This window comes from Actinocrispum sp. NPDC049592, assembly GCF_040675465.1.
Classification (GTDB): domain Bacteria; phylum Actinomycetota; class Actinomycetes; order Mycobacteriales; family Pseudonocardiaceae; genus Kibdelosporangium.
This window is the reverse complement of sequence record NZ_JBFAPA010000034.1, coordinates 1-22,485: the sequence shown is the minus strand read 5'-3', so window position 1 is coordinate 22,485 and position 22,485 is coordinate 1. Positions and strand designations below refer to the sequence as shown.

Sequence of the window (22,485 nt, the reverse complement as noted above, 5' to 3'; positions counted from 1 at the left end):
CCACCTCAAACACTTGTCCCCCATGCCTCAACCCCCATCTCCCACTCCCACTCCCACCACGAATCCCAGTCCCCCTCTATCCCATTCCCCATCCCACGCACCAGTCCCCACCATTCCTGAACCCATCTCCCACTCCCACCACGAATCCCAATCCGCACCGTCCATCCCGTTGCCATCTCACGCACCCGTCCCACCATCCCTCGCCTCATCTCCCACTCCAAGCACCCCCACCACCTTCAATCCCACACCCCACCCAAAACCTCCTCCGCACCACCATCAACCACATTGCCCACCACAAGCACCGCCTTCCCACCATCCCTCAACCCATCTCCCACTCCAGGCACCCCCACCACCTTCGTACCCCGTCCCGACCATCACTCCCGTTGTCCCCACCCATCACTCCCGTTCCCGTCTCACGTATCCGTCCGCCCCACCACCGTCACCCCACACCCCAAAACCCGTCCCCACCACCATCAACTCCATTCCCCACCTCAAGCACCGTTCCTCCATCCCGTTGTCCACCACCCCCATCCGCATTCCCACATCAAATCCCCGACCCCAACCCGTTCCTCACCTCATCCGCATCCCGCCTCACCACCGCCCTATCACCTCACCGCTACTCGATCACCTCGCCACCGCCCCCTAACCACCGCTCCATCACTCATCAATGCCCCCATCACCCGACCCATCGCTCGCCTCAATCCGTATTCCCACCTCATCCCCGCCCCCTCTATCCCAATCCACCACCTCAAATCCCCGTCCCGATCTCAAGCCCCTTCCCGCACGCCTCCACACAGCAGTCCCAAAAGGTATTCGCACGTGTCGCTACGCCCGCAGCCTCCCCCTCGGGTCATCTGCTACGTCCGGCTTGATCCTCATCCACAACCACAAAGTCCCCGTCCGCCGCCGCTACCGAGACTTCGGTCCGCAGCTCCACTCCAGACCAAACGCCAACCGCAACCCCAATGTCAACGCGCCCGTCGCCCCCGCCGTGTCTCGGCGCGAGTCAGCTCTCTCCGCCGTCGTCCTCAGCCCAGCAGAACCAACGGAGGTCCGCCTACCTCATCCAAGCGCAGTTCCTGGTACTCCGCGCATTCCGCACCGTAACCGCGACAAGTGATCGCCGAGCGCACCCAGCCGAGGTCGTTCGGAAGGTCGTTGGCGGTCAACGAGGTCCGCACGGTGTCAGAGTCGTGGTGCGGTCACCAGTACTCCTCAGGCAGCTTGCCCTCGATGTCCCGGACGTGCGCCCGGGCGCAGGTTGGGCACAGCCAGGTCATTTGGTCACCTCGCCGCTCGGAGACCCAAGCCAGCGCTTCCACCGGTGTCGCGGTGGCCCTGGACCGCCCGCACCGAGAACACGTCGCATCACCCACAAGGAGCAAGATAGAGCACCCGCGCCGCATCACCACTCATCCACATGCACCCCGGACAAACTGTCATCACCCCTTCACACGCAGGCAACACCACCGACCATTCAGCGGCTGCAATGACGTCAACCCCTTGAAGCGCAACAAATCGATGCCCCTCAACCCAGCAACTGTCCACAAAGAACCGATTCAGACGCTCCACAGGAGACCAATCCACAGACCGTCCTTTTTGGTCAAACCAAACCCATTGCCCGGTACGCAATCAGGCACGGCGCCCTAGGTTGACGGTGTCGGCGGCGAGATAGAAGAGGTCGTCGCGCGCACCGATGTAGGCAGGGTCGGCGGGATCAAGGAGGTGCTCAATGGCATCGGTGTCCTCTTTGGACAACCAGTCGGTGCTGACGCGGGCAACGAAGCCGAACCACTCGACGGCGGCGGCACGGACGTCATCGGAGAGTGGGGCCGGGTGGTCGACGAGGTAGCTGAAGGAGGTGACGTCTGTCAGGCCGGCGTTGGTCAGGGCGGTGGTCCAGCCGACCGGGAGGCGAGTTGAACCAGGGATCTCGGCGCGCATCTTGGCGAACCATTGTTTGCGGGCGGCCTGGAGGCGGTCGGCCAGGCCGGGCGCGCCGATGCCGAGGTCCCACGGAACGCATTGGGTCCCGAGGCCGCCTTCGGCGAGGGCGAGCCAACCGCCGGGGGCGAGCAGGCCGACGAGTTGGGTGATGCCCTCCTGTTGATCACGGAGGTGGTGCACGACGAAGGAGGCCCATACGAGATCCGCGGCTGGAACCGCGGAGGACAGAGTGGGGCTGGCAGCATCAGAAAGGACAGTGTCCACCTGGACCGAGTCGTCAGCGAGGGTCGAGCGGACGTGCTCACCGGCGGCGGTGAGGAGTTCCGGCACGGCGTCGACGAGAACGATTCGCCCACCACCACGGGACTTGAGTGCGAGCGCGAGCTGGGCAGCCATGCCGCCTGCCCCGGATCCGATGTCGACAACGGTGGCGCCGGGGCCGAGTTTGGCCGCCAACCGGTCGGCGGTCTCGCGGTGCGCGGCGGCCCGGACGGTGTCGCCGCGGCGGAGGTCGGCCAGACGCGAGACCCAGTCGTACTCGTGATGTGTGTGTACGCCCATGAGACTCAACATAACGAAACGAGACGGGGCGCCCGTCGAAGGACGAGCACCCCGTCAGTCAGTTCGCTCAGTTCGGTTCAGAGCGAGGATGCGATCCGGGAGGCGCGCTTGGCGGCCCAGTTCGACACCCGGTTCCACCGCTTCGCGGCGGTCAAACGGCGGACCAGACGCAGCTTGCTCGCTGCCTGTTCCGCCTCGCGCATTCGCGCTCTGGCGAGATCTTCATAAAGCAACATCGAGTCGACTCCCTTGGGAACGCATGTGTAGTCGTTGAGCGTGTTCATGCCGCCGCCCCCTGAGCAGTCGCCGCGACGGTCTGGTCCTTGCGCGGACGGCCACGGGGCCGCTTGCGCGCGATGACCACACCACGCTCGAAGATCTCGCCACCCCAAACACCCCACGGCTCGTGCCGGGCAACGGCACCCGCGAGGCACTCGGCGCGGACGGGGCAGCTTCCGCAGAGCTGCTTGGCCCGCTCGAGGTCGGTGGGAGCCTCGGCGAACCACAGGTCGGGGTTGGTCGCCGACCGGCAGGGCAGGTCAAGCCCTGCCAGCGGTGCGGCGTCAAGCAGGCCGGTCATACCCGCCTCCGCAAAGTCGATGGGACTGGGAAGAGCAGTGCGCTCGGGTTGCCGAGGCACAGTCATGGGAGACATCTGGTGGAGCTCCTGTCGATGTTCGTTGTGTTCGGTTTTCTTTGTGGGGTGTGAAAAAACACGAAGGCCGCGGAACCGTTTCCGGGTCCGCGGCCTTCGTGAGCCTGTGAGGTTCCTGACCTAGGTCAGGTCTCGCTGCGCTCCTGCGCGGACAGAGATGTACGGAAAATCGACGTTGACGGGCCGGCCCGTGCGCACACTGGTCCCCTGGATCGGCATCTGCTTGGGCGCGACAATGGCGCCACCTCGGATGCGTCCCATGCCGTGCTCTTCGCCGCCACGCCATTGGGTGGCAGCCAGCGAGCCGACCGCGGACAACGGGAGGCCAGGAGCGTCACAAGTCAGCGTGTAGATCTTCACGTTTGTGACACCCCCTTCTCGACCGTCGTCTCCGCCGGAGACTTGAAAATCTTCGGGCGCTTCGCGCCCGGCTACTGCAGGTTATTGGTGGCCAGGGCACCGCCGCAACCGGTTTTCCACAGAATCTAGTGACGCCGGTCACACCGTCGCCCGATCGGGCGACATAACCCGCCAACCAGGGCGTTTGCCGTGGCCAAGCGGTCACGGCGCGTCGAGCACAGCCGCCCTGAGGGTGTTCCCGTCCAACTGGCGCCATCGCAACGCATTGGGATCCAGAAGGCCAGCACCATCAAAACGAAGAAGTCATGCCTCGAGCACGACAAGCTCAGCGGCACGGCGTCGGACTTCCGCGAGCATTGCCAGATCACCGCCGAGCGCCGGCGGACGCACCCCTGAAGGGCATCGTCCGGCGGCACACCCGACGACCAGGTCCGCCGTCTGGGTTCCACGCGTCTACCAGCGGCGCAGCAGCTGGACGGCGCGCCCAAGGTCGAGCACCTTCACATCCCGATCAGCCAGCAAACCGGCGTGGACGAGCTGGTGCCAACACGAACCGTTGTTGGGTGGCTTCCGGTCGGGGACACCTTTGCTTGAGATGCCAACGATTCCCTCGTGACAAGGTCATGGTTGCCAAGGCGTCAGCGATCCGGCCAGCTTCTACCGGCGACGTAGCCGCGGCCATGCGGACGGCCCCGGCAAGACACTGGTCGGCCAGCTCAGCGCAGTGGGGCCTCCGCAGGGAACAAGCAAGCGCCCAACGGTCCGGTGCCCAGTCCGTCCTCACTGGCTTCGACGCGGGCCCTTGTCGACGTGCGGGCCAGGGAATCGCCCCGCCAGCATGATTGCCGCAGAAGACCTCGAGGCGTTCCGCCACGCGAACCTGGCCTGATCACCGCAACCAGATCGGGTTGCTCCAGGCCCGACCACCGTCAGCGTCCACAACGGTCACCCGGATGTACGCGCTGCGGCCGAACATGTCGAGCGGAAGCGTGCATTCGGTCAAGGCAGCACCGGCCTGTACGCGTTTGCCGGGAACGCCGCCCGTGACCAGAACGCGGGTGGCCGGGGAGCAGCGGACGGTGATCTGGGTGTCGTCGAGTTCGATCTGGTGGATCTCCGGTCCAGTGCTGGAGTAGTAGTGCCCGGCGAGCAAAGCGGCCTGCAACGACTCGGGCTTCAACGACTCGGCCCACACCTGAACCCACGCAGCGCACCCGGGTGGGTCCTGCGGCTGGAAATGCGCGTCGTCCGCGGCATACACATCGAGCCGACGTCCCTGCGCCAGCAACAGATCGCAGATGTGCCAACTGTCCCCGCGGTCCTCCCAAGCGGAAACCGCGTTGTAGACCTCGACGGCGTGTGCAGCATCCAGACTTTCCGCGTCCGCCAACGTAAGCAGCGACGCCGATGGATGCGCCATCCCGATGAATGCCCCGGCCTCCCGCGCCCGCCATGCCAGATGTGGTCCGGTCTCCTCCGGCCCTGGCGGCGCGAAGTCCAACGGCAGACCGACCGCGACGATGTGCCACTCACTCGAATGCTCGGTGCGCGGAGCATGCAGCTCCGCCCCGATCAACGTCGTGAACGCAGGCGACCTGAACTCCCGGGTATCCGTGATGGGAAACCCGAACTCAGCCCGGAAGTGGTCAGTGATGACGACAAAGTCGTACCCCGCATCCCGATAACACCGAACAGCCTCCCCAGGCCCTACACCCCCATCCGATCGATCAGTGTGCGTATGCAGATTCCCCCGCCAAAACCGCCCACCACCCGCAAACGGCAAAGCCACCACCACACCAACCAACCCCTCCCACTCACCACCAACGACCCACCCAGTCTCCCCCACCCCCACGCCACCCCACCCAACCAGCCACCAACAGTCCGAAGTAGACCCACGCCCAGCCATTGGCGGCGGAACTCGGCGAGGGTGAGTGGTGGCGGTGGACCGGTGCGGGAGCTCAGTGGAGTGGGCATTAACCCACCCGAGATGGGCAGAGCCCACCAAGGTAGGTGCGCGGCCCGCTCGGGAGTGCGACAGAGCTCGGCGGGAGTGCGACAGAGCTCGGCGGGTGAATGGTGTCGGTGGGGGTGAGAAGAGCCCGCTGAGGTGTTGAGGAGGTCGCTGACGTAGGCGCGGAGTTGGTGGGATGGGCGCGGAACTCGGTGGGGTGGGCGGAGTTTGCGGGGTGGGCGCCGAGTTCGCCGGGTGGGCGTGGAGCCCTCGCGAGTGAGTGAATCAGCAGTAAGGGCGGAGCCCACGAAGGTGAGTGAGTTAGCGGTGGACGCGGAACCTCCGAAGTTGAGTGGGTTAGCAGTGGCGGCGGAACCCGCGAGGGCAAGTGGGTTGGGAGTGGGCGCGGAGCCCGCAAGGGCAAGTGTGAGTCAGCGGTGAGGGCGGAACCTGCGAGCGTGGGTGGGTGAAGGGCGAGCGGCGGAACCCGCAGGTGTAGGTGGACCAGGGGTGAGCGCAGAGCCCGCGACGCCGAGTGACTCAACGGAGAGCTAGAGCCCACGGGGTGAGGGGGTGAAGGGCGAGCGCGCAACCCCACGAGTGGAGTGGATGCCTCAGGGGTGAGCGCGGAATCCACAGAGGTGAGTGAATCAACGGTGAGCGGGCAACCAGCGAGGCGAGGCGGCTCAACGGCGAGCGCGGAACCTGCGGGGGTCAACGGCGAGCGCGGAACCCGCAGGAGTGAGTGAGTCAAAGGCGAGCGCAGAGCCGCGAGGCTGGGTCGGTGAAGGGCGAGTGCGGAACCCCCAGGGGTTGGTGGATCAGGGGTGAGCGTGGAGCCAGCCAGCGTGGTGGGGTTAGGAGTGGGCGCGGAACCCGCGGGGTGGGTGGATCGGGGGTGAGCGCGGAACCCGCGAGCGTGGGTGGATCGGGGGTGAGCGGGGAGTTCGCGGGGGTGGAGTTAGGGGTGGGGGTGGTTGTTGACCAGGGAGAGGACGTCGGGGCCGAATTTGTCGAGTTTGGAGGCGCCGATGCCGGAGATGGAGACGAGGCCGGCGGGGTCGGTGGGGCGTTGTTCGGCGATGGCCATGAGGGTGGCGTCGGTGAAGACGACGTAGGCGGGCACCTTCAGTTCGCGGGCGCGGGTGCTGCGCCAGTCGCGGAGGCGGGTGAGCAGCTCCTCGTCGACATCGGAAGGGCAATCGGCGCAACGGCCCAGCTTGATGGACACGGTGCCGACCAGCTGGCTGCCGCAGATGCGGCAAGTCAGCTTGGCGCCGTTGGTTTTCGGGCCGGCGGCGCTGCGCGGTACGCGCGCGGTGGGGTGGTCATCGGGGATCAGCCCGTAGAGGAACCGGCTGCGGCGTCGGTGGCGACGGCCGCCGGGCGAACGGGACAGCGCCCAGGACATCCACAGGTGCTCGCGGGCACGGGTGACCCCGACATAGAGCAGCCGCCGTTCCTCCTCGATCGCGGCATCGTCACCGTCGGCGAACTGGATCGGCAACGTGCCGTCGGTCAGCCCGATCAGGAACACCGCATCCCACTCCAGCCCCTTGGAGGCATGCAGCGAGGCCAAAGTGACACCCTCGACGGTCGGCGGGTGCTGAGCCTGGGCACGCACCTCAAGCTCACCGACGAACCGCCCCAAGTCGGCCTCGGGCACGGTCGCGGCCAGCTCCTCGGACAGCTCGACGAGAGCCAGCAACGACTCCCACCGCTCCCGCGCGGACCCGCCCGAAGGCGGTTCGGCGGTCAGGCCGACCCGTTCGAGCAGCTTGCGGACGACGTCGGGCAGCTCGCCCGAAGGCGGATCACCGGCAGCGGCCCGCAGCACGACGACGGCCTGCCGGATCTCCTGCCGCTCGAAGAACCGCTCGCCACCCCGCACCAGGTACGGGATGCCCAGCTCGGTCAGCGCCTGCTCGTACGTCTCCGACTGCGCGTTCACCCGGTACAGCACGGCGATCTCGCTCAACGGCGTGCCGGCGTCGACGAGGTCCTTGATCCGCCGGGCGACCGCGGCCGCCTCGGCCGGCTCGTCGTCGAACTCGGAGAACTTCGGCGGCGGCCCGGCCGGCCGCTGACCGACCAGCTTCAGCCGCGACCCGGCGGGACGGTCGCGAGCCGCGGAGATCACCTGGTTGGCCAGGGTCACGACCTGAGGCGTGGACCGGTAGTCACGCTCCAGCCGCACCACGGACGCCTCCGGATACCGCCGCGTGAACTCCAGCAGCGGCCGAGGTGAGGCACCCGCGAACGAGTAGATCGTCTGGTTCGCATCGCCGACGACGGTGAGATCGTCGCGCGAACCGAGCCAGCCGTTCAGGACGCGTTGCTGCAGCGGCGTGACGTCCTGGTACTCGTCCACGACGAAGCAGCGGTACCGCTCGCGGAACTCCTCGGCGACGTGCGGATGGTCCTCCAGCACGGCGGCCGTGTGCAGGAGCAGATCCTCGAAGTCGAGCAGCTTCGCCTTGTTCTTCAACGACTCGTACGCCTGGTACACCTGAACGACCTGCGTGGCGGGCACAGGTGGTTCGCGGCGACGGCGGCGGACGGCCTCCGGGTAGTCGTCCGGCGCGACAAGCGACGACTTCGCCCATTCGATCTCGCTTGCGAGGTCGCGCAGCACCTCGACCTCGGTGGGCGCGCTCACTTTGTGCGCGGCCTGACCGACCAGCCGCAGCTTGCCTTCGACCAGTTCCCAGGGTGCGTCGCCCACCACTCGCGGCCAGAAGTAGCGGAGCTGACGCAAGGCGGCGCTGTGGAACGTCCGGGCCTGGGCGCCGTCGATGCCCAGCGCGCGCAACCGGGTGCGCATCTCACCGGCGGCGCGGTTGGTGAACGTCACGGCCAGGACCTGCCCGGCGGCGACGTGCCCGGTGTGCACGAGGTAGGCGATCCGGTGGGTGATCGTCCTGGTCTTGCCGGTGCCGGCACCGGCGAGCACGCACACCGGTCCGCGCGGTGCCTGGACGGCCGCGCGCTGCTCCGGATCGAGGCCGTCGAGGAGCCCCTTTTCTGTGTCAGTGCTCATGCTTGCATCCTGACAGAGGCGCTCTCGAGATCGTCAACGACATGTCCGTGCGAACGGGCCGTTCGCACGGTTTGGCTGCGCCGTATCCTGGTGGTCATGGCGGGTAAGCAGGACAAGGAAGCCGCGAAGGCGGCCAAGGCCGAGCGGCGCGCGGCATCGAAGGCGAAACGCAGCCAGATCTGGCAGGCCTTCAAGATGCAGCGCAAGGACGACCCTTGGCTGATTCCGTGGATGCTCGGCACGCTCCTGGTCATCGCCGGGGTCGTGTTCCTGCTGGGCGCCCTGTTCGGCATCGAGTGGATGGCGCTGCCGGTCGGCATCATGTTCGGCATCCTCGGCGCGGTCATCGTGTTCGGCCGCCGGGTGCAGAAGAACGTGTACGCCAAGGCTGACGGCCAGCCCGGCGCGGGTGCGTGGGCGTTGGAGAACCTCAAGCGCGGCTGGCGGGTCACGCCGACCGTCGCGGCCACGACGCAGCTCGACGCCGTGCACCGCGTGCTCGGCCGCCCCGGCGTCGTGCTGGTCGCCGAAGGCGCGCCGCACCGGGTGAAGGCCCTGCTGGCGCAGGAGAAGAAGCGCGTCTCGCGGGTCGTCGGCGACACCCCGATCTACGACATCATCATCGGCAACGAGGAAGGCCAGGTCCCGCTGGCCAAGCTGCAGTCGAAGATGATGAAGCTGCCCCGCAACCTCGGCCCCAAGCAGGTCGACACGCTGGAGAAGCGGCTGTCCGCGCTGGCCAGCCGGGGTGCCGCGATGCCCAAGGGCCCGCTGCCCCAGGGCGCCAAGATGCGCAACATCCAGCGGACCATGCGCCGCCGCTAGAAGCTCGTCCTGGCCGGAGCCCGGCGTCGGGGCCTCAGCGAAGGTGGTTCCTGGCGGTGCCGCCCGGCAAGGATGCGCTGTGCTCAGGCTCTGGTCGCCGGGAGGATCGCGCGCACCAGCAGGCCCGGTGAGGTGTTGCGGTAGGAGAACTCGCCCGAGATCTCCTGCGCCCGTTGCGCCATGAACCGCAGGCCCATGCCCCGGTTGCCCGCGTCCTCCGGCAGGCCGACCCCGTCGTCGCGCACCTCGACGACGACCCCGCGGTCGTCGATCAGCAGGCTCACCGACGCCGACGTCGCCTGGGCGTGCTTCACGACGTTGGTCAGGGCCTCCGCCACGATCCGGTACGCCGCCACCTCGACCGACTTGGACAGCGCCGTCACTTCGTCCGGGAGCACCGTCTCGACCCGCAGAGTCGGCCCGGACAGGAACACCGACAGCTCGCGCAACGCCCCCACCAAGCCCAACGTGTCCAGCTCGGGCGGCCGCAGCCGGTAGGCCACCCGCCGCACGATGCCCAGCGCGTCCTGGATCGCGACCACCGCACGGTCCATCAGGTCCAGCGCCGACGCGTCGTCCGGCAGCTTCGCGCGCACCGCGTCGAGCTGGAGCCGGATCCCGGCGAGCGTTGGGCCGACGTCGTCGTGCAGGTCGCGCGAGAGCCGTAGCCGTTCCTCTTCGCGCGCTGTGACCAACTGTTCGCGGCTGCGCAGCAGTTCCTCGTCCAACCGCAGCGCCGCGACCACTGGCGCGACCTGGTCGGCCAGCGAAGCGAGCGCCTGCACGGTCATCTCGTCGAGATGCTCATGCCCTTCCGGCGGCGCAACCACTAGCCGCCCCACGACCGTGCCGCGGTGCCACAGTTCGAACGTGACCGGCTCGGCTTCCGCCTCGCACTGGCGCACCTCGGCGAGCGTCCGCACGCCGTCCCCGGTCTCCAGTTCGAGACGCGCCAGCCGCAGCCGCAGCGAGCCGACGATCTCCTCACACACCGCAGCCGGCACCTCGGGGATTTCCAGCCGATCGCGCATCCGCTGCCCCAATCCGGTGACGGCCTCGATGATGTCGACCCGGCGTCCCCAGGTGACCTGGCGGACCCATTTGGTGAGCAGCAGCGCGATCGGGAAGATCGCCGCGCCGGCGAGTCCCGCGTTGAAGACCGAGGTCACCGACATGGTCAGCGACAACAGGGCGAACAGCCCTAGGTAGCAGGCGAGCAGGCTGGCGACCACCGCGACGGTGACCACGCCGCGGCGAACCGCAAGGTCGAGGTCGTACAGCCGGTCCCGGGTCACCGCGACCGCCACGGCCATCGGTACGAAGGCCGCCGCGAGCACCTCGAGGATGTGGTCGGGCACCGGCGGGAACGCGATGATCTCGCGCACGCCCGCCTGGACGGCGCCGAACAGCGAGGCCCAGAACAGCAGCGAAAGCTGGCGGGCCTTCACACCGCCCGACCGCCACCAGCGCACCGCCAGTGTGACCAGCGCCACTCCGGACATCACGAGCAGCACGTTCTCGCTGATGTCGGTCAGCGCACCGGCGAAGTCCTGCAGCGACGGCACCGCCGCCGGGTTCTTCACGTTGTATTTGCCGCCGTAGTCCCCATCCAAAAGGGTGAGTCCGGCGACGTAACCGACGATGCCCAGGACCGAGATCCCGACCGCCCACCACAGGTGTTTGCTGGGCAGACGGCCCTCGGGATAGATCAACGGAAGCAGCGTCGCGATCGCCCAGATCGGCGGCGCCCACCCACCGTTCTGGATCGCCATCAGAACTCGCACGATCGGTTGATCCGGTGACTCGAACGAGCCGACCAACGCGGTCATCACCGCGACGACCCCGTCCCAGGCAGCGATCGTCAGCAGTGCCCAACCGACGAGATTCCTCGGTTTGCGCCACGTGACGAGCATGCCCATGGCGGAGTAGAAGATCGCGATCTCCACGTCCAGCGGCATGGCCGCGTACGCGGAGTAACCCCAGTTGTCGCCCGCTTCGGTGATGACCGCGGCGGCCAGGCCGCTGAGCAGGCCGAGCGCACCGAAGCCGGCGGCGGCCGCACGCAGCATGGTCAACGCGTGCGCACGACGACCGTGCCGACAAGTTTGTCGTGCAGGCCCCGGCGGTCCGCGTCCCAGATGGCGGCCGGGATGATCAGCGCCACCAGCAGCGTCCTCGGGATCCCGCGCAGCACGCCGACCATGGGCGCGTCGCCCAGCCGGGCGACCCGGATGCCGCACAGCTTCATACCCGGCGTGAAGCCGAAGAACGAGACGGCGGTCACGGTGATCACGAACCAGGCCAGTAGGCTCCAGTTCTTGGGCAGTTCGGGGGCCGTGAACAGGCCCGCGACCAGCCCGGAGAGCACCGCGTCGACCAACAGGGCGAGCGCGCGCACGCCCGTCCCAGACACCGAGCCGGGCCCGCTCTCCGGGAGCCCGAGCCGTTCACCTGGGTAACGCTGCGCGGGTCGGTCGCCGGCCTCCGCACCGGGTTCGAGCGCGGAGCGGGGCCCGGACAACCACGATCCGGTCCACCTTGTCACCCCTAAAGAGTAGAACGGGCTCTCGGTTCCACGTCCAGTGGCCGACAATTCCTACGCGAGCTGGGTCGTTAACATCCGCGCAACACCCGGGTGACGGCCGGGCAACACCCCGCTCATAGCTTCACTACGCACAGCGGAAAGTGGCGCGCCCGTCGGCGCCAACCAAGTGATGAAGGAGCCAACGAGCGTGTTCAACAGTCCCGACGAGGTCTTGCGCTTCATCTCCGACGAACAGGTCCGCTTCGTCGACGTCCGGTTCTGTGACCTGCCGGGCATCATGCAGCACTTCACCGTCCCGGCAGAGTCGTTCGACGCCTCCGCGTTCGAGGACGGCTTGGCCTTCGACGGGTCTTCGGTGCGCGGCTTCCAGTCGATCCACGAGTCGGACATGCTGCTGCTGCCCGACCCCTACACGGCCCGGCTCGACCCGTTCCGGATCGAGAAGACCCTGATCCTGAACTTCTTCGTGCACGACCCGTTCACCCGTGAGGCCTACAGCCGCGACCCGCGCAACATCGCGCGCAAGGCGGAGCAGTACATCACCGAGTCCGGCATCGCCGACACGGCGTACTTCGGCCCGGAGGCGGAGTTCTACATCTTCGACTCGGTGCGGTTCGACAACGCGGAGAACGGCTCCTTCCACGAGATCGACTCGGTCGAGGGCTGGTGGAACACCGGCGCCGACGAGGAGGGCGGCAACCGCGGGTACAAGACGAAGTTCAAGGGCGGCTACTTCCCGGTGCCCCCGGTGGACCACTTCGCCGACCTGCGCGACCAGATCTCGCTGAACCTGATCGGCTCCGGTTTCACCGTCGAGCGCGCGCACCACGAGGTGGGCACCGCAGGCCAGGCCGAGATCAACTACAAGTTCAACACGCTGCTGCACGCGGCCGACGACCTGCAGCTGTTCAAGTACATCGTGAAGAACACGGCGTGGGCCGCGGGCAAGACCGCGACCTTCATGCCCAAGCCCCTCTACGGCGACAACGGCTCGGGCATGCACTGCCACCAGTCGCTGTGGAAGGACGGCGACCCGCTGTTCCACGACGAGAGCGGCTACGCGGGCCTGTCCGACTCGGCCCGCCACTACATCGGCGGCATCCTGCACCACGCCCCGTCGCTGCTGGCGTTCACCAACCCCACGGTGAACAGCTACCACCGCCTCGTGCCGGGCTTCGAGGCCCCGGTGAGCCTGGTGTACTCGCAGCGCAACCGTTCCGCCTGCGTGCGCATCCCGGTGACCGGCAACAACCCGAAGGCCAAGCGCATCGAGTTCCGCTGCCCCGACAGCTCCGGCAACCCGTACCTCGCCTTCTCGGCGATGGTGATGGCCGGCCTGGACGGCATCAAGAACAAGATCGAGCCGCCGGCCCCGATCGACAAGGACCTCTACGAGCTGCCGCCCGAGGAGGCCAAGAACGTCAAGCAGGTCCCCGCGGACCTCGGCACGGTGCTCGACACCCTGGAGGCCGACCACGACTTCCTGCTCGAGGGCGGCGTGTTCACCCCGGACGTGATCGAGACGTGGATCGCGTTCAAGCGCGAGCACGAGATCGACCCGCTCCGCCTGCGCCCGCACCCGTACGAGTTCGCGCTCTACTACGACGTCTGATCCTCAGACGCCCACTCAGGCCGGTGAGTACGAGGGATTCCTCGTACCACCGGCCTGAGTCATGTCTGGGCTGGAGGACGGCTCGTCTGGCGAACCGCTGCTGGAGGCCAGGAGCGCGGGCGGCACGGTACCTCAGAGCCAGCGGGACGATCCCGAGACGAAGTCGTAGCGAACCGATCCGGCTTGGGCGGTGTAGCAAGGGTGGAGGTTCGGAGCGAGGAGGGACGACGGACGACGACGAGGCCGTAGCCCGCGCACGTGCCGGCGACCTGGACGCGTATGGGGTCCTGGTCGCGCGGTACAGCGCGCTCGCGCACCGGACCGCGTACCTGATGGGCGCTGGTGAGGACGCGAAGGATGTGGTGCAGGAGGCTTTCGTCAAGGGGTTCCGGGGGCTGGGGTCGTTCCGGGTGGGCTCGGCGTTCCGGCCGTGGTTGTTGCAGATCGTCACCAATGAGACGCGGAACCTGCATCGGTCCCAGCGGCGTCGGGGGCTGCTGGAACTGAGGGTCGGGCGGATGGAGGACCCGGTCGAGCACCGGGATCCGGCCGCGTTGACGTTGGTGGACGCGAAGCGCACGGCGTTGCTGGACGCGGTCCGGACGCTGCCGGAGAAGGAACGGCTGGTCGTCACCTACCGGTACCTGCTTGATCTCAGCGAGGCCGAGACGGCGCAGGCGCTCGGGATGCCCAAGGGCACGGTGAAGTCGCGGCTTTCGCGCGCGCTGGCGAGGTTGCGGCCGATGCTGAAGGAGGTGGCAGCCGATGACTGACGACCAGCTTGAGGCCGCCCTCCGCGATCTCGGCGCCAGCATCGACGTCCCGGACACCCCGGATGTCACCGCCTCCGTCCGCGCCCGGATCAGTACGAAGGAACGGCGGCGGTTCAAACTCCGGCCGGTACTCACCACCGTCGTGGCGATCCTGCTGGCGTTCGCTGTCGCGCTGGCTGTGTCGCCGGAGGTCCGTGCGGGAGTCGAGCAGCTGCTGCGGTTCGCTGGGATCGAGTTCAACTCCGAGCAGCCACCGCCGCCGCTGCCCTCAACGACAATTTTTTACCCGCCTGGGGATCGAATGGTCACTCTCGATGAGGCTCGGCGCCAGGCCGCTTTCCCGGTGACCGTGCCAAAAGCCCTCGGTTCACCCAAAGAGGTGCACATCGGCGAACGGTTCGTGTCCCTCGTCTACGACAACGCGAGGGTGGACGAAATCGACGGGACGATGAGCCCGTTCATGGAGAAGTTCACCCAACCCGGTCAACTCGAACACGTCTCCGTGAACGGAACTACAGCCTATTGGGTGGCCGCACCCCACGAAGTGATCTACGAGGACAAGGACGGCGCCACCCACACGGAGGCCGCGAGGCTGTCGGAGAAAACGCTGGTGTGGCAGGTCGGCAAGGTGACCTACCGGCTGGAGGGCGACTTCACCCGGGAACAGGCGATATCGATCGCGAGCGAAGGCTGATTCTTCTACGTTGGCGGGTATGCCATTGCCGGTAGCCGACACCGAGGACGAGTCGCAGCTGGAAAGCACTGTCCTGCAAGCGGTTCAACACCAGCTGCCGATCCCGACACCCGTCCTGCACGAGGTCGGCGAGGCCGACGGCTGGGCGTACGTGCTGATGGGCAAGCTGGATGGCGACGTGCTCTACACGGTCTGGCCGAAGCTCAGCGACAGCGAACGCCTCGACATCGCGAGCCAGCTCGGCGAAGCCCTCGCCGCACTCCATCAGCTGGAACCGCCGGACATCGAGCCCGATTGGGACACGTTCATCAAGGCACAACGGGAGAACTGCGTCGAACGGCACCGCAAGACCGGACTCGGCGAGCACTGGCTCGCGCAGATCCCCGCGTTCATCGGCGAGGAAACCACCACCCGGAAAGCCTTGCTGCACACCGAGATCTCGCGCGAGCACCTGCTGGTCAAGGATGGTCGGCTGACTGGGCTGTTCGACTTCGAGCCGGCGATGGCCGGAGCGCCGGAGTACGAGTTCGCCGGCCTCGGTTTCTTCGTGTCCCAAGGGGACGCCACGATTCCGCGGCGCGCCCTGGAAAGCCTCGGCGTCTAGTCGTAGAAGATCCGCTCGACCACGGCTCGTGCCCGGCGGGTGGTTCGCCGGTAGGCGTCGAGGAACTCGCCGGGGTCGACCGCACCCGGATAGCCCAGCGCGGTCGCTACCGCGGCGAGTTCACGGCCCACGGTCGGTACCTGATCGGTGGATTTTCCACGCACCAAAGTGGCCGCGTTGCGAACGTGCGTCGCCAACAGCCACGCCGTCTTCAGGGCGTCCGCGTCCTCGTCCGCGACCAGCCCGGCCTCGGCAGCGGCCGCCAGGCCTTCGAGGGTGCGGGGTGTGCGCAGGCCGCTGACCTCGTGGGCGTGCTGCAGTTGCAGCAACTGCACCGTCCACTCGACGTCGGCGAGACCGCCGCGGCCGAGCTTGGTGTGCGTGGTCGGGTCGGCGCCGCGCGGGAGCCGCTCGTTGTCCACTCTGGCCTTGATCCGGCGGATCTCGCGGACCGACGTCGAGTCCAACCCGTTGGCGGGGTAGCGAATCTCCTCGATGGCGGCCAGGAACCGCGCGCCGAGCCGGACATCGCCCGCGACGAAATCGGCGCGCAGCAACGCCTGCGCCTCCCAGATCTCGCTCCACTGCCGGTAGTAGGCGATGTACGAGTTCAGCGTGCGCACCAACGGACCCTGTCGCCCCTGGGGCCGCAGGCCGACGTCCACTTCGAGCGGTGGGTCCTGGCTGGGCGAGCCGAGCTGGCGCCGCATGGCCTCCACGACGGACGACGCGAACTTGACGGCGTCGTCGTCGCTGACACCCTCGACGGGCTCGCACACGAACATCACGTCCGCGTCGGACCCGTAGCCGAGTTCCGCGCCGCCGAGCCGGCCCATGCCGATGATCGCGATGTTCGCCTTGGGCCAGCCGCCCACCTCGACGGCCTTTTCCCGTTCCGCAGCGGCCAACGCGGCCTGCAGGACCGCGACCCAGATGCTCGACAAGGCCTTGCAGACGTCCTCGGTCTCCATGAGCCCCAGCAGGTCCGCGCAGGCCACGCGGGCCAACTCGTGCCTGCGCAGCGACCTCGCGGCGGCCACGGCACTGATCAGGTCCCGATGCCTGCCAACGGCGACCCGCAGCGAGGACGCGACCTCGACCGGGTCGCGGCCGACCAGCTCGTCGGTGTTCGCCAGCAACCGCAACACTTCCGGCGCGCGGCCGAGCATCTCGGGCACCAGCTTCGACATGCCCAGCAGCTGCGCGAGCCGCTCGACTACGGCACCTTCGTCCCGCAGCAAACGCAGATACCACGGCGTGGTCGCGAGGGCCTCGGACATCTTCCGGTATGACAGCAGGCCACCGTCGGGGTCCGGCGTGTGCGCGAGCATGTCCAGCAGCACCGGCAGCAACGCGCCCTGGATCGCCGCGCGCCGCGAAACGCCCGAGGTCAGCGCCTGGATGTGGTTCAGCGCGCCTTCCGGGCTGGCGAACCCGAGCGCACCCAGCCGGGCCGCGGCCTCGGTCGTCGTCAGGCGCAACGCGTCGGTCGGCACCTTGGCCACGGCTTCGAGCAGCGGCCGGTAGAACAGCTTTTCGTGCAGCCGCCGGACTCGGTTGGCCTGCCGTTTGAACTCCGACAGCAGCACCTGTTCCTCAGCGCGGCCGCGCTCCGGGCGAATACCCGCGGACCGGGCCAGCCAGCGCAGGTCGACGAGGTTGCCCTCCTCCGGGAACAGGTGTGTGCGCCGGAGTTTCTGCAGCTGGAGGCGGTGTTCGAGGGTGCGGAGGAACCGGTAGGACTCGCCGAGCGCGGCCGCGTCGGCCCGGCCGACGTACCCACCCGCGCCCAGCGCCGCAAGCGCTTGCATGGTCGAGCCGAGCCGGAGTCTCTCGTCGCTGCGGCCGTGCACGAGCTGCAGGAGCTGAACCGCGAACTCGACGTCCCGCAACCCGCCGCGGCCCAGCTTGAGCTCACGTTCCACCAGGTCAGAAGGGACGTGGTCCTCGACGCGGCGGCGCATCTGCTGCACGTCGGCGACGAACCCGTCCCGGTCGGCGGCCGTCCACACCATCGGCCCGACCACGTCCAGGTAGCTCTGCCCCAGCTCGGCGTCCCCAGCGACGAACCGGGCCTTGAGCAGCGCCTGGAACTCCCAGGTGCGGGCCCAGCGCTGGTAGTACGAGCTGTGCCCGTCCAGGGTGCGCACCAGCGCACCGGCCTTCCCTTCGGGCCGCAGCGCCGCGTCGACCTCGAAGCACGCCGAGCCTGCGACGGTCATCATCCGGCTGGCCAGCCGAGTCGCGATGCCCAGGTCCCCGTCGCCGACGAACACCACGTCGACGTCGCTGACGTAGTTCAGCTCGCGGCCGCCGCACTTGCCCATCGCGATCACGGCCAGGCGCGCGTCCGACGAGCCGATCTCGGCCTCTGCCACCACGAGCGCCGCGCGCAGGGCCTCCTCGGCCAGCTCGGTCAGCCGGACGGTGACATCCTCGAAGCCGGGCGCGTTCAGGGACGGCTCAACGAGGTGGCCCAGATCGTCCGCGGCGATCTCCAGCAGCTGCGCGCGGTACGCCGTCCGCAGCGCCTTCACCGCCTCGGGCCCGGTCTTGCCTTCGACGGCGGTGAGCAGGTCCGGCGCGTTCGTGTCGTACAGGCCGTGCCAGCTCTCCGTGTTCGCGACGAGGAAGTCCGACAGCGCGGTGGACGAGCCGAGCACCGCGATCAGCCGGCCGCGCAGGTTCACGTCCTCGCGCAGGGCGCCGTCCAGCACCGTCCAGGCATCTCCAGCGGACTCGCGCAGCCGCTCGATGCCGCGCAACGCGAGATCGGGATCGGGACTGCGGGACAACGCGGTCAGCATCGGCTCCGCACCCTTCATCGGGCCACCGTCGGTCCACCAGCCGGCAGCGCGCAGCTCGGCCTCCGCGCGGTCGTCGGTCAGTCCGAACCGGGCGGTGGACAGGACGGTACGCGCGCGATCAGCCATCAGGGATAGAAACTACGCCAACGAACCAGGGTCAGACCAACGGCAGCGTCGCCCGCGCCTGGTCGGCCAGCGGCAGTTCCCCGGCCGCCAGCTGGACGAACCGCTCGGCGAACGGCTGCCAGGCCTCGGCGATGTCCGCGTGGGCCTCGTCCAGCCGGGCCGGTTCTAGCTCACCCGGCCGGGCCTGCGCGGCGGCCTCCGGTTCGGCCTTGGCCCACTTGAGCACGATCTCGGTCGAGGTCTCGATGTGGAACTGCACGCCGTACGCGCTGCCGTTGAGCCGGAACGCCTGGTTCGGGTACTTGCCGGAGGACGCCATCAGCTCGGCGCCCGGTGGCAGCCGGTCGATCGCGTCCAGGTGGAAGTGCATGACGTCGATCATCATCGGCATGTGCCCGAACAACGGGTCGGTCCACGCCACATCGCGTTTGGCCACCAGACTGGGGCCGACCTCCGGGCCTTGGTCGCCGACCACGACCCGGCCACCGGTCGCGGCGGCGAGCAGCTGGCCGCCCAGGCACACGCCGAGCGTCGGCACGCGCTTGCCGACAGCGGACGCGAGCAGCTGGCGGACGTCCTTGAGCCACGGGTGTTCGGCGTCGTCCATCGCGCCCATCCCCCCGCCCAGGCACACCACGCCCTGGAAGTCGTCGAGCGCGGGCAGGTCCTCCGCGAACGGGCGGACAACGGTCAGCTCCGCGCCGGCCGCGGTCAGCCAGTCGCCGAGGTTCGCCGCCGGGTCGGAGTCGTCCGGCTGGATCACAAGCACGCGCGTCATGTCTCTACGTTAGGTCCATTTGTCGGCTAGCAGCACGGGGGCCTGTCCATATGCTGTGACTGTGAGGTGACGCCATGATTCGCTCTGTCATCTTGGCTGTCTTCGGGTCGCTTCTGGCCGCGCCTTCAGCGCATCTCGTGATGCCTTACGTAGTGGTGTCCGGGGCTACGCAGTGGCAGACGACACACGCCGCTCAGGCTGTTCGCCGGGCAGGCGGGACTGTGGTGACTTCGTATCCCCAGGTCGGTGTGGTCATCGCGTACTCGTCTTCATCGTCTTTCGCCGGGCGGGTGCGGCGTGATGTCGTGGCCGTCGGTGCGACGCGGACCGCGCCGGTGCCCGTGTCCTACTTCGCCGCTCGGCGGCGGGTTTCCTACACCGGGCCTCCGGGTTTTCCCACTGCTCCCGCTGAGGGAACGGGCTGGAACCTCGCCGCCATTGGGGCTTCCGGGACTCGCGGCAGTCATTCGGTGACCGTGGGCGTGCTCGATACGGGTGTGGATGACACGCATCCGGACTTGGACGTCGACGTGGGTGCGTCGGTGTCGTGTCTGTCTGGGTGGGCGGATCGGAGTTTCGGGGCGTGGCGACCCACTTTGGACGGTCACGGCACGCATGTGGCGGGCACGATTTCCGCTGTGCGCAACGGGTCTGGGGTCGTTGGGGTGGCTCCGGGGGTGCGGCTGGCTTCGGTGAAGCTGGCCGAGGTGGACGATGGGGAGACCGCGGAGAGCATGGTGTGCGGGTTCGTCTGGGCCGCCGAGCACGGGTTCCGGATCGTGAACAACAGCTACCGGTCGTTCCCCTGGCGCTACAACTGTCCTGATCAGACGGATCAGGCCGCGATCCTGTTGGCCGTGGGGCGGGCTGTGGCTTACGCGCAGAAGCGCGGCGTGCTTGTGGTGTCGTCTGGTGGGAACGCGGGCCTGGACTTGCTTGATCGCAAGGAGGACTCCGAAAGCCCCGTCGAGAACCCTGTTTATCGCTCGATCGACAACAGTTGCATCCGGTTGCCGCATGAACTGCCTGGTGTTGTTGGGACTTCGGCCATTGACGAGAGCTCGGTGAAGGCCACGTTCTCGAACTACGGCATCGGCAAGATCCACGTTGCCGCGCCGGGGGTGCGGGTGTGGTCGACGTGGCCGGGTAACGCATATTGGCTCGCGAGCGGGACTTCCATGGCCGCACCGCACACCAGCGCGATCGCCGCCCTCATCGCTTCGCGGCACCCGCGGTGGAGCGCCGCCCAGATCAAAGCGGCGCTGTTCACCGGCGCGTCGCCAACACCCTGCCCTGTCACGTATCCAGTGCCGCAGGTGTGTTCTTCCGCCGCGGGGCAGACGAGTTTCTACGGCTACGGGGTGGTGAACGCGTACTCGGCGGAGTCTTCGAGCGGTCGGTAGCCGATGCGCGGGTAGATGCGGTTGGTGACCGGGTTGCTGAGATCGGTGTAGAGCAGGACGTGCTCAGCGCCCTGGTCCAGCGCCCATTGCGACACAGCCGCGGTGGCGGCCGAGGCGTAGCCGTGGCCGCGCTTGTCCGGCGGGGTGTACACGGGGGCGACGCGGACCATCTTGTCGATCGGGCCGCGAGCGCCAGCGAACGCCACGGGTGTGCCGTCGTCTTCCCAGATGTAGGTGATGGAGCCTGGTTTCAGGAAGTTCCGCGCCGAGACCTCCACGGGCTCGCTCTGCGCTCCGTGCAGGGTGTCGTCGCGGAAGCCTTGGTGCCACTGGATGAGCAGCGGGAGGTCGGCTTCGGTCGCCAGGCGGGCCTGGCCGGGGACCTGCGGCGGTTCGAGGTCGCCGAGCTCGAAGAGGCGCAGGGAGAAGACCAGCTTGGCCTCGGTGCCGGTGAGGATGGTCCATGCGTCCCGGAAGGCGTGAACGGACTCGAGTGGCCCGCTGGCGGTGGCGAGATCGGGCCGGACCGCATACACCGCTTTGGCCGCGCACTCCGCCGCCTCAGGCTTGGCCGGCAACGCACTCGTGATCAACGGGTACGGCGGCACCTGAATCACCGCGCCGACAACCGCGTCGTTCTGGCCATCGCTGTCGCCGTCGCTGTCGTGCAGGGTGATCATCAGCGTGCCCGGGTAGTCGCGGGCCAACGCCGTCAAAGCAACGGTGTGCCGGACAGGATCTCCCGCCAACAACCCCCTGACCACAGCCTTGAACGACTCATGACTTTCATGCACCCGCGCTTCCATCCCCACACCATGCCGCGCCCCATCCACCCCGTCGACCGAATATCGAGCCGCTCGGGACGGGAGCTACTCGGCTGGCAGGGAGCGGCGAGATCGTTGCTGGGCCTGACGGGGGCGACCTGGAGATAGGCGAATGCGCGGTGCGGCGACGGGATCATGGCTTGGCCCGGAGGTGCCAGGCTCGGCACAGCGCCCGGCCCAGCAGAGCGGCCGGGATCGGGAGGTGGAGAGAACGGCTCCGGTCCAGCGGAGGCCAGGGCTTAGCCAGCACACAGCGCCGCACCGATGTCAGCAGGGCGGTGGGCGATGGGGACGGAGAGAACGGCTCCGGGCTAGCGGAAACCGGAGCCTGGGAAAACACAGCGCCACACTGCCTCAGCTGAACAGCGGGGATCGGAAAGCGGAGAGAGAACGGCTCCCAAACCGGGGGCTTGGGCGAACGGAGCGTCGCACCGACCGGAGTACAGCGGCGGACGGTCGGGGAGCGGAGCGAGATCGACGACCAGGGGTAGACAGGTCGAGTGGGGGTGGGGGTGTTGTCGAGCTACGCGTCGGGGCGGCGAAGTGGTTGGCGGGGCTCGGGTTGCAGCTTGTAACTGATGGCGGGTTTGGGCTGGAGCGGGCTTCTATCGGCCGGGGTTACCGGGCATCCCAAGAGGTAGGTGGTGGGTCGTCACGGGGTGAGATCTGAAGAGGTCGCCGGCGGGTCGTAGATAACAGATGGCGGCTGGGACTCAGCCAGGGCCGGGCCAGGTGAGGATCGCTGGTTCGGGGGCGGGGGACCGCGGGTGACGGAGTTGTGGCTGCCGCGGGAAAGAGGCCGGGCTGGGCAAACAGCGGCCGAGAAAAGGTCTGGATATACAAAAAGAGAGGGTCTCGCGTGAATACAGCGAGACCCTCTCCTAAGTAAGCTACGGCGGTGTCCTACTCTCCCACACCCTACCGAGTGCAGTACCATCGGCGCTGGAAAGCTTAGCTTCCGGGTTCGGAATGGGACCGGG

General features: G+C 67.9%; 18 protein-coding genes and 1 rRNA gene. 6 read left to right on the top strand and 13 right to left on the bottom strand.

Annotated elements, in window-relative coordinates; all coding sequences use genetic code 11:
* Positions 1-1,202: 1,202 nt before the first annotated feature.
* From AB0J95_RS50275 to AB0J95_RS50245, 7 genes are all read right to left on the bottom strand, one after another.
* Positions 1,203-1,406 (bottom strand): hypothetical protein, encoded by a 204-nt coding sequence (locus tag AB0J95_RS50275; RefSeq protein WP_364773779.1) that lies wholly within the window; start codon positions 1,404-1,406, stop codon positions 1,203-1,205.
* 226 nt (positions 1,407-1,632) lie between these two features.
* The gene (locus tag AB0J95_RS50270) at positions 1,633-2,508 is read right to left on the bottom strand and encodes a class I SAM-dependent methyltransferase (protein WP_364773777.1); all 876 of its coding nucleotides are present in this window, start codon (positions 2,506-2,508) and stop codon (positions 1,633-1,635) included.
* A 77-nt stretch (positions 2,509-2,585) separates the two neighbouring features.
* Positions 2,586-2,792 (bottom strand): hypothetical protein, encoded by a 207-nt coding sequence (locus tag AB0J95_RS50265; protein ID WP_364773776.1) that lies wholly within the window; start codon positions 2,790-2,792, stop codon positions 2,586-2,588.
* Entirely contained in the window at positions 2,789-3,154 is a 366-nt protein-coding gene (locus tag AB0J95_RS50260) for a WhiB family transcriptional regulator (RefSeq protein ID WP_364773775.1), read from the bottom strand. The genes AB0J95_RS50265 and AB0J95_RS50260 overlap by 4 nt, the downstream gene beginning before the upstream one ends.
* A gap of 129 nt (positions 3,155-3,283) precedes the next feature.
* A complete protein-coding gene (locus AB0J95_RS50255; protein WP_364773773.1) occupies positions 3,284-3,523 on the bottom strand; it encodes a hypothetical protein in 240 nt (79 codons plus the stop codon).
* Positions 3,524-4,412: 889 nt separating this feature from the next.
* A complete protein-coding gene (locus tag AB0J95_RS50250) occupies positions 4,413-5,429 on the bottom strand; it encodes a CehA/McbA family metallohydrolase (RefSeq protein ID WP_364773771.1) in 1,017 nt (338 codons plus the stop codon).
* Between the two features lie 1,006 nt (positions 5,430-6,435).
* A complete protein-coding gene (locus AB0J95_RS50245; protein ID WP_364773770.1) occupies positions 6,436-8,514 on the bottom strand; it encodes an ATP-dependent DNA helicase UvrD2 in 2,079 nt (692 codons plus the stop codon).
* Between the two features lie 96 nt (positions 8,515-8,610).
* Here AB0J95_RS50245 and AB0J95_RS50240 point away from each other — a divergent pair, with 96 nt between their 5' ends.
* Positions 8,611-9,339: a DUF4191 domain-containing protein gene (locus AB0J95_RS50240; protein WP_364773768.1), complete on the top strand. Its 729-nt coding sequence runs from the start codon at positions 8,611-8,613 to the stop codon at positions 9,337-9,339.
* Between the two features lie 83 nt (positions 9,340-9,422).
* Here AB0J95_RS50240 and AB0J95_RS50235 read toward each other — a convergent pair whose 3' ends face one another.
* Positions 9,423-11,408, bottom strand: a complete 1,986-nt coding sequence (locus AB0J95_RS50235; RefSeq protein WP_364773818.1) for a sensor histidine kinase — start codon at positions 11,406-11,408, stop codon at positions 9,423-9,425.
* 2 nt (positions 11,409-11,410) lie between these two features.
* Positions 11,411-11,884, bottom strand: a complete 474-nt coding sequence (locus tag AB0J95_RS50230; RefSeq protein ID WP_364773767.1) for a hypothetical protein — start codon at positions 11,882-11,884, stop codon at positions 11,411-11,413.
* 187 nt (positions 11,885-12,071) lie between these two features.
* Between AB0J95_RS50230 and glnA the strand changes: the two genes are divergently transcribed.
* From glnA to AB0J95_RS50210, 4 genes are read left to right on the top strand one after another with little or no spacing between them, the layout of a single operon-like run.
* Positions 12,072-13,496, top strand: a complete 1,425-nt coding sequence (gene glnA, locus AB0J95_RS50225) for a type I glutamate--ammonia ligase (RefSeq protein ID WP_364773765.1) — start codon at positions 12,072-12,074, stop codon at positions 13,494-13,496.
* Positions 13,409-14,269: an RNA polymerase sigma factor gene (locus AB0J95_RS50220; RefSeq protein ID WP_364773764.1), complete on the top strand. Its 861-nt coding sequence runs from the start codon at positions 13,409-13,411 to the stop codon at positions 14,267-14,269. The genes glnA and AB0J95_RS50220 overlap by 88 nt, the downstream gene beginning before the upstream one ends.
* Positions 14,262-14,963 (top strand): hypothetical protein, encoded by a 702-nt coding sequence (locus AB0J95_RS50215; RefSeq protein WP_364773762.1) that lies wholly within the window; start codon positions 14,262-14,264, stop codon positions 14,961-14,963. The genes AB0J95_RS50220 and AB0J95_RS50215 overlap by 8 nt, the downstream gene beginning before the upstream one ends.
* A 19-nt stretch (positions 14,964-14,982) precedes the next feature.
* On the top strand, positions 14,983-15,567 hold the full coding sequence (locus tag AB0J95_RS50210) for an aminoglycoside 3'-phosphotransferase/choline kinase family protein (RefSeq protein ID WP_364773760.1): 585 nt from the start codon (positions 14,983-14,985) through the stop codon (positions 15,565-15,567).
* On the opposite strand, the gene AB0J95_RS50205 is transcribed toward AB0J95_RS50210, so the two are convergent.
* Together AB0J95_RS50205 and AB0J95_RS50200 are read right to left on the bottom strand one after the other, a co-directional pair.
* Positions 15,564-18,500, bottom strand: a complete 2,937-nt coding sequence (locus AB0J95_RS50205; protein ID WP_364773758.1) for a bifunctional [glutamine synthetase] adenylyltransferase/[glutamine synthetase]-adenylyl-L-tyrosine phosphorylase — start codon at positions 18,498-18,500, stop codon at positions 15,564-15,566. The genes AB0J95_RS50210 and AB0J95_RS50205 overlap by 4 nt on opposite strands.
* Positions 18,501-18,531: 31 nt before the next feature.
* Positions 18,532-19,278, bottom strand: a complete 747-nt coding sequence (locus AB0J95_RS50200) for a type 1 glutamine amidotransferase (protein WP_364773757.1) — start codon at positions 19,276-19,278, stop codon at positions 18,532-18,534.
* A gap of 74 nt (positions 19,279-19,352) precedes the next feature.
* Here AB0J95_RS50200 and AB0J95_RS50195 point away from each other — a divergent pair, with 74 nt between their 5' ends.
* Positions 19,353-20,681, top strand: a complete 1,329-nt coding sequence (locus AB0J95_RS50195; protein ID WP_364773756.1) for a S8 family serine peptidase — start codon at positions 19,353-19,355, stop codon at positions 20,679-20,681.
* Here the strand turns inward: AB0J95_RS50195 and AB0J95_RS50190 are convergent.
* Together AB0J95_RS50190 and rrf are read right to left on the bottom strand one after the other, a co-directional pair.
* Entirely contained in the window at positions 20,633-21,475 is an 843-nt protein-coding gene (locus AB0J95_RS50190; protein ID WP_364773755.1) for a GNAT family N-acetyltransferase, read from the bottom strand. The genes AB0J95_RS50195 and AB0J95_RS50190 overlap by 49 nt on opposite strands.
* A 920-nt stretch (positions 21,476-22,395) precedes the next feature.
* Positions 22,396-22,485, bottom strand: a 5S ribosomal RNA gene (gene rrf / locus AB0J95_RS50185); the annotation flags it as partial.

Excerpts from the sequence above, each read along its gene's own strand:
- AB0J95_RS50245 (WP_364773770.1), bottom strand. The coding sequence starts at position 8,514 with ATGAGCACTGACACAGAAAAGGGGCTCCTCGACGGCCTCGATCCGGAG.
- AB0J95_RS50215 (WP_364773762.1), top strand. The coding sequence starts at position 14,262 with ATGACTGACGACCAGCTTGAGGCCGCCCTCCGCGATCTCGGCGCCAGC.
- AB0J95_RS50260 (WP_364773775.1), bottom strand. The coding sequence starts at position 3,154 with ATGACTGTGCCTCGGCAACCCGAGCGCACTGCTCTTCCCAGTCCCATC.
- AB0J95_RS50240 (WP_364773768.1), top strand. The coding sequence starts at position 8,611 with ATGGCGGGTAAGCAGGACAAGGAAGCCGCGAAGGCGGCCAAGGCCGAG.
- AB0J95_RS50270 (WP_364773777.1), bottom strand. The coding sequence starts at position 2,508 with ATGGGCGTACACACACATCACGAGTACGACTGGGTCTCGCGTCTGGCC.
- AB0J95_RS50275 (WP_364773779.1), bottom strand. The coding sequence starts at position 1,406 with ATGCGGCGCGGGTGCTCTATCTTGCTCCTTGTGGGTGATGCGACGTGT.
- AB0J95_RS50235 (WP_364773818.1), bottom strand. The coding sequence starts at position 11,408 with ATGCTGCGTGCGGCCGCCGCCGGCTTCGGTGCGCTCGGCCTGCTCAGC.
- AB0J95_RS50200 (WP_364773757.1), bottom strand. The coding sequence starts at position 19,278 with ATGACGCGCGTGCTTGTGATCCAGCCGGACGACTCCGACCCGGCGGCG.
- AB0J95_RS50210 (WP_364773760.1), top strand. The coding sequence starts at position 14,983 with ATGCCATTGCCGGTAGCCGACACCGAGGACGAGTCGCAGCTGGAAAGC.
- AB0J95_RS50250 (WP_364773771.1), bottom strand. The coding sequence starts at position 5,429 with ATGGCTGGGCGTGGGTCTACTTCGGACTGTTGGTGGCTGGTTGGGTGG.
- AB0J95_RS50205 (WP_364773758.1), bottom strand. The coding sequence starts at position 18,500 with ATGGCTGATCGCGCGCGTACCGTCCTGTCCACCGCCCGGTTCGGACTG.
- AB0J95_RS50195 (WP_364773756.1), top strand. The coding sequence starts at position 19,353 with ATGATTCGCTCTGTCATCTTGGCTGTCTTCGGGTCGCTTCTGGCCGCG.
- AB0J95_RS50265 (WP_364773776.1), bottom strand. The coding sequence starts at position 2,792 with ATGAACACGCTCAACGACTACACATGCGTTCCCAAGGGAGTCGACTCG.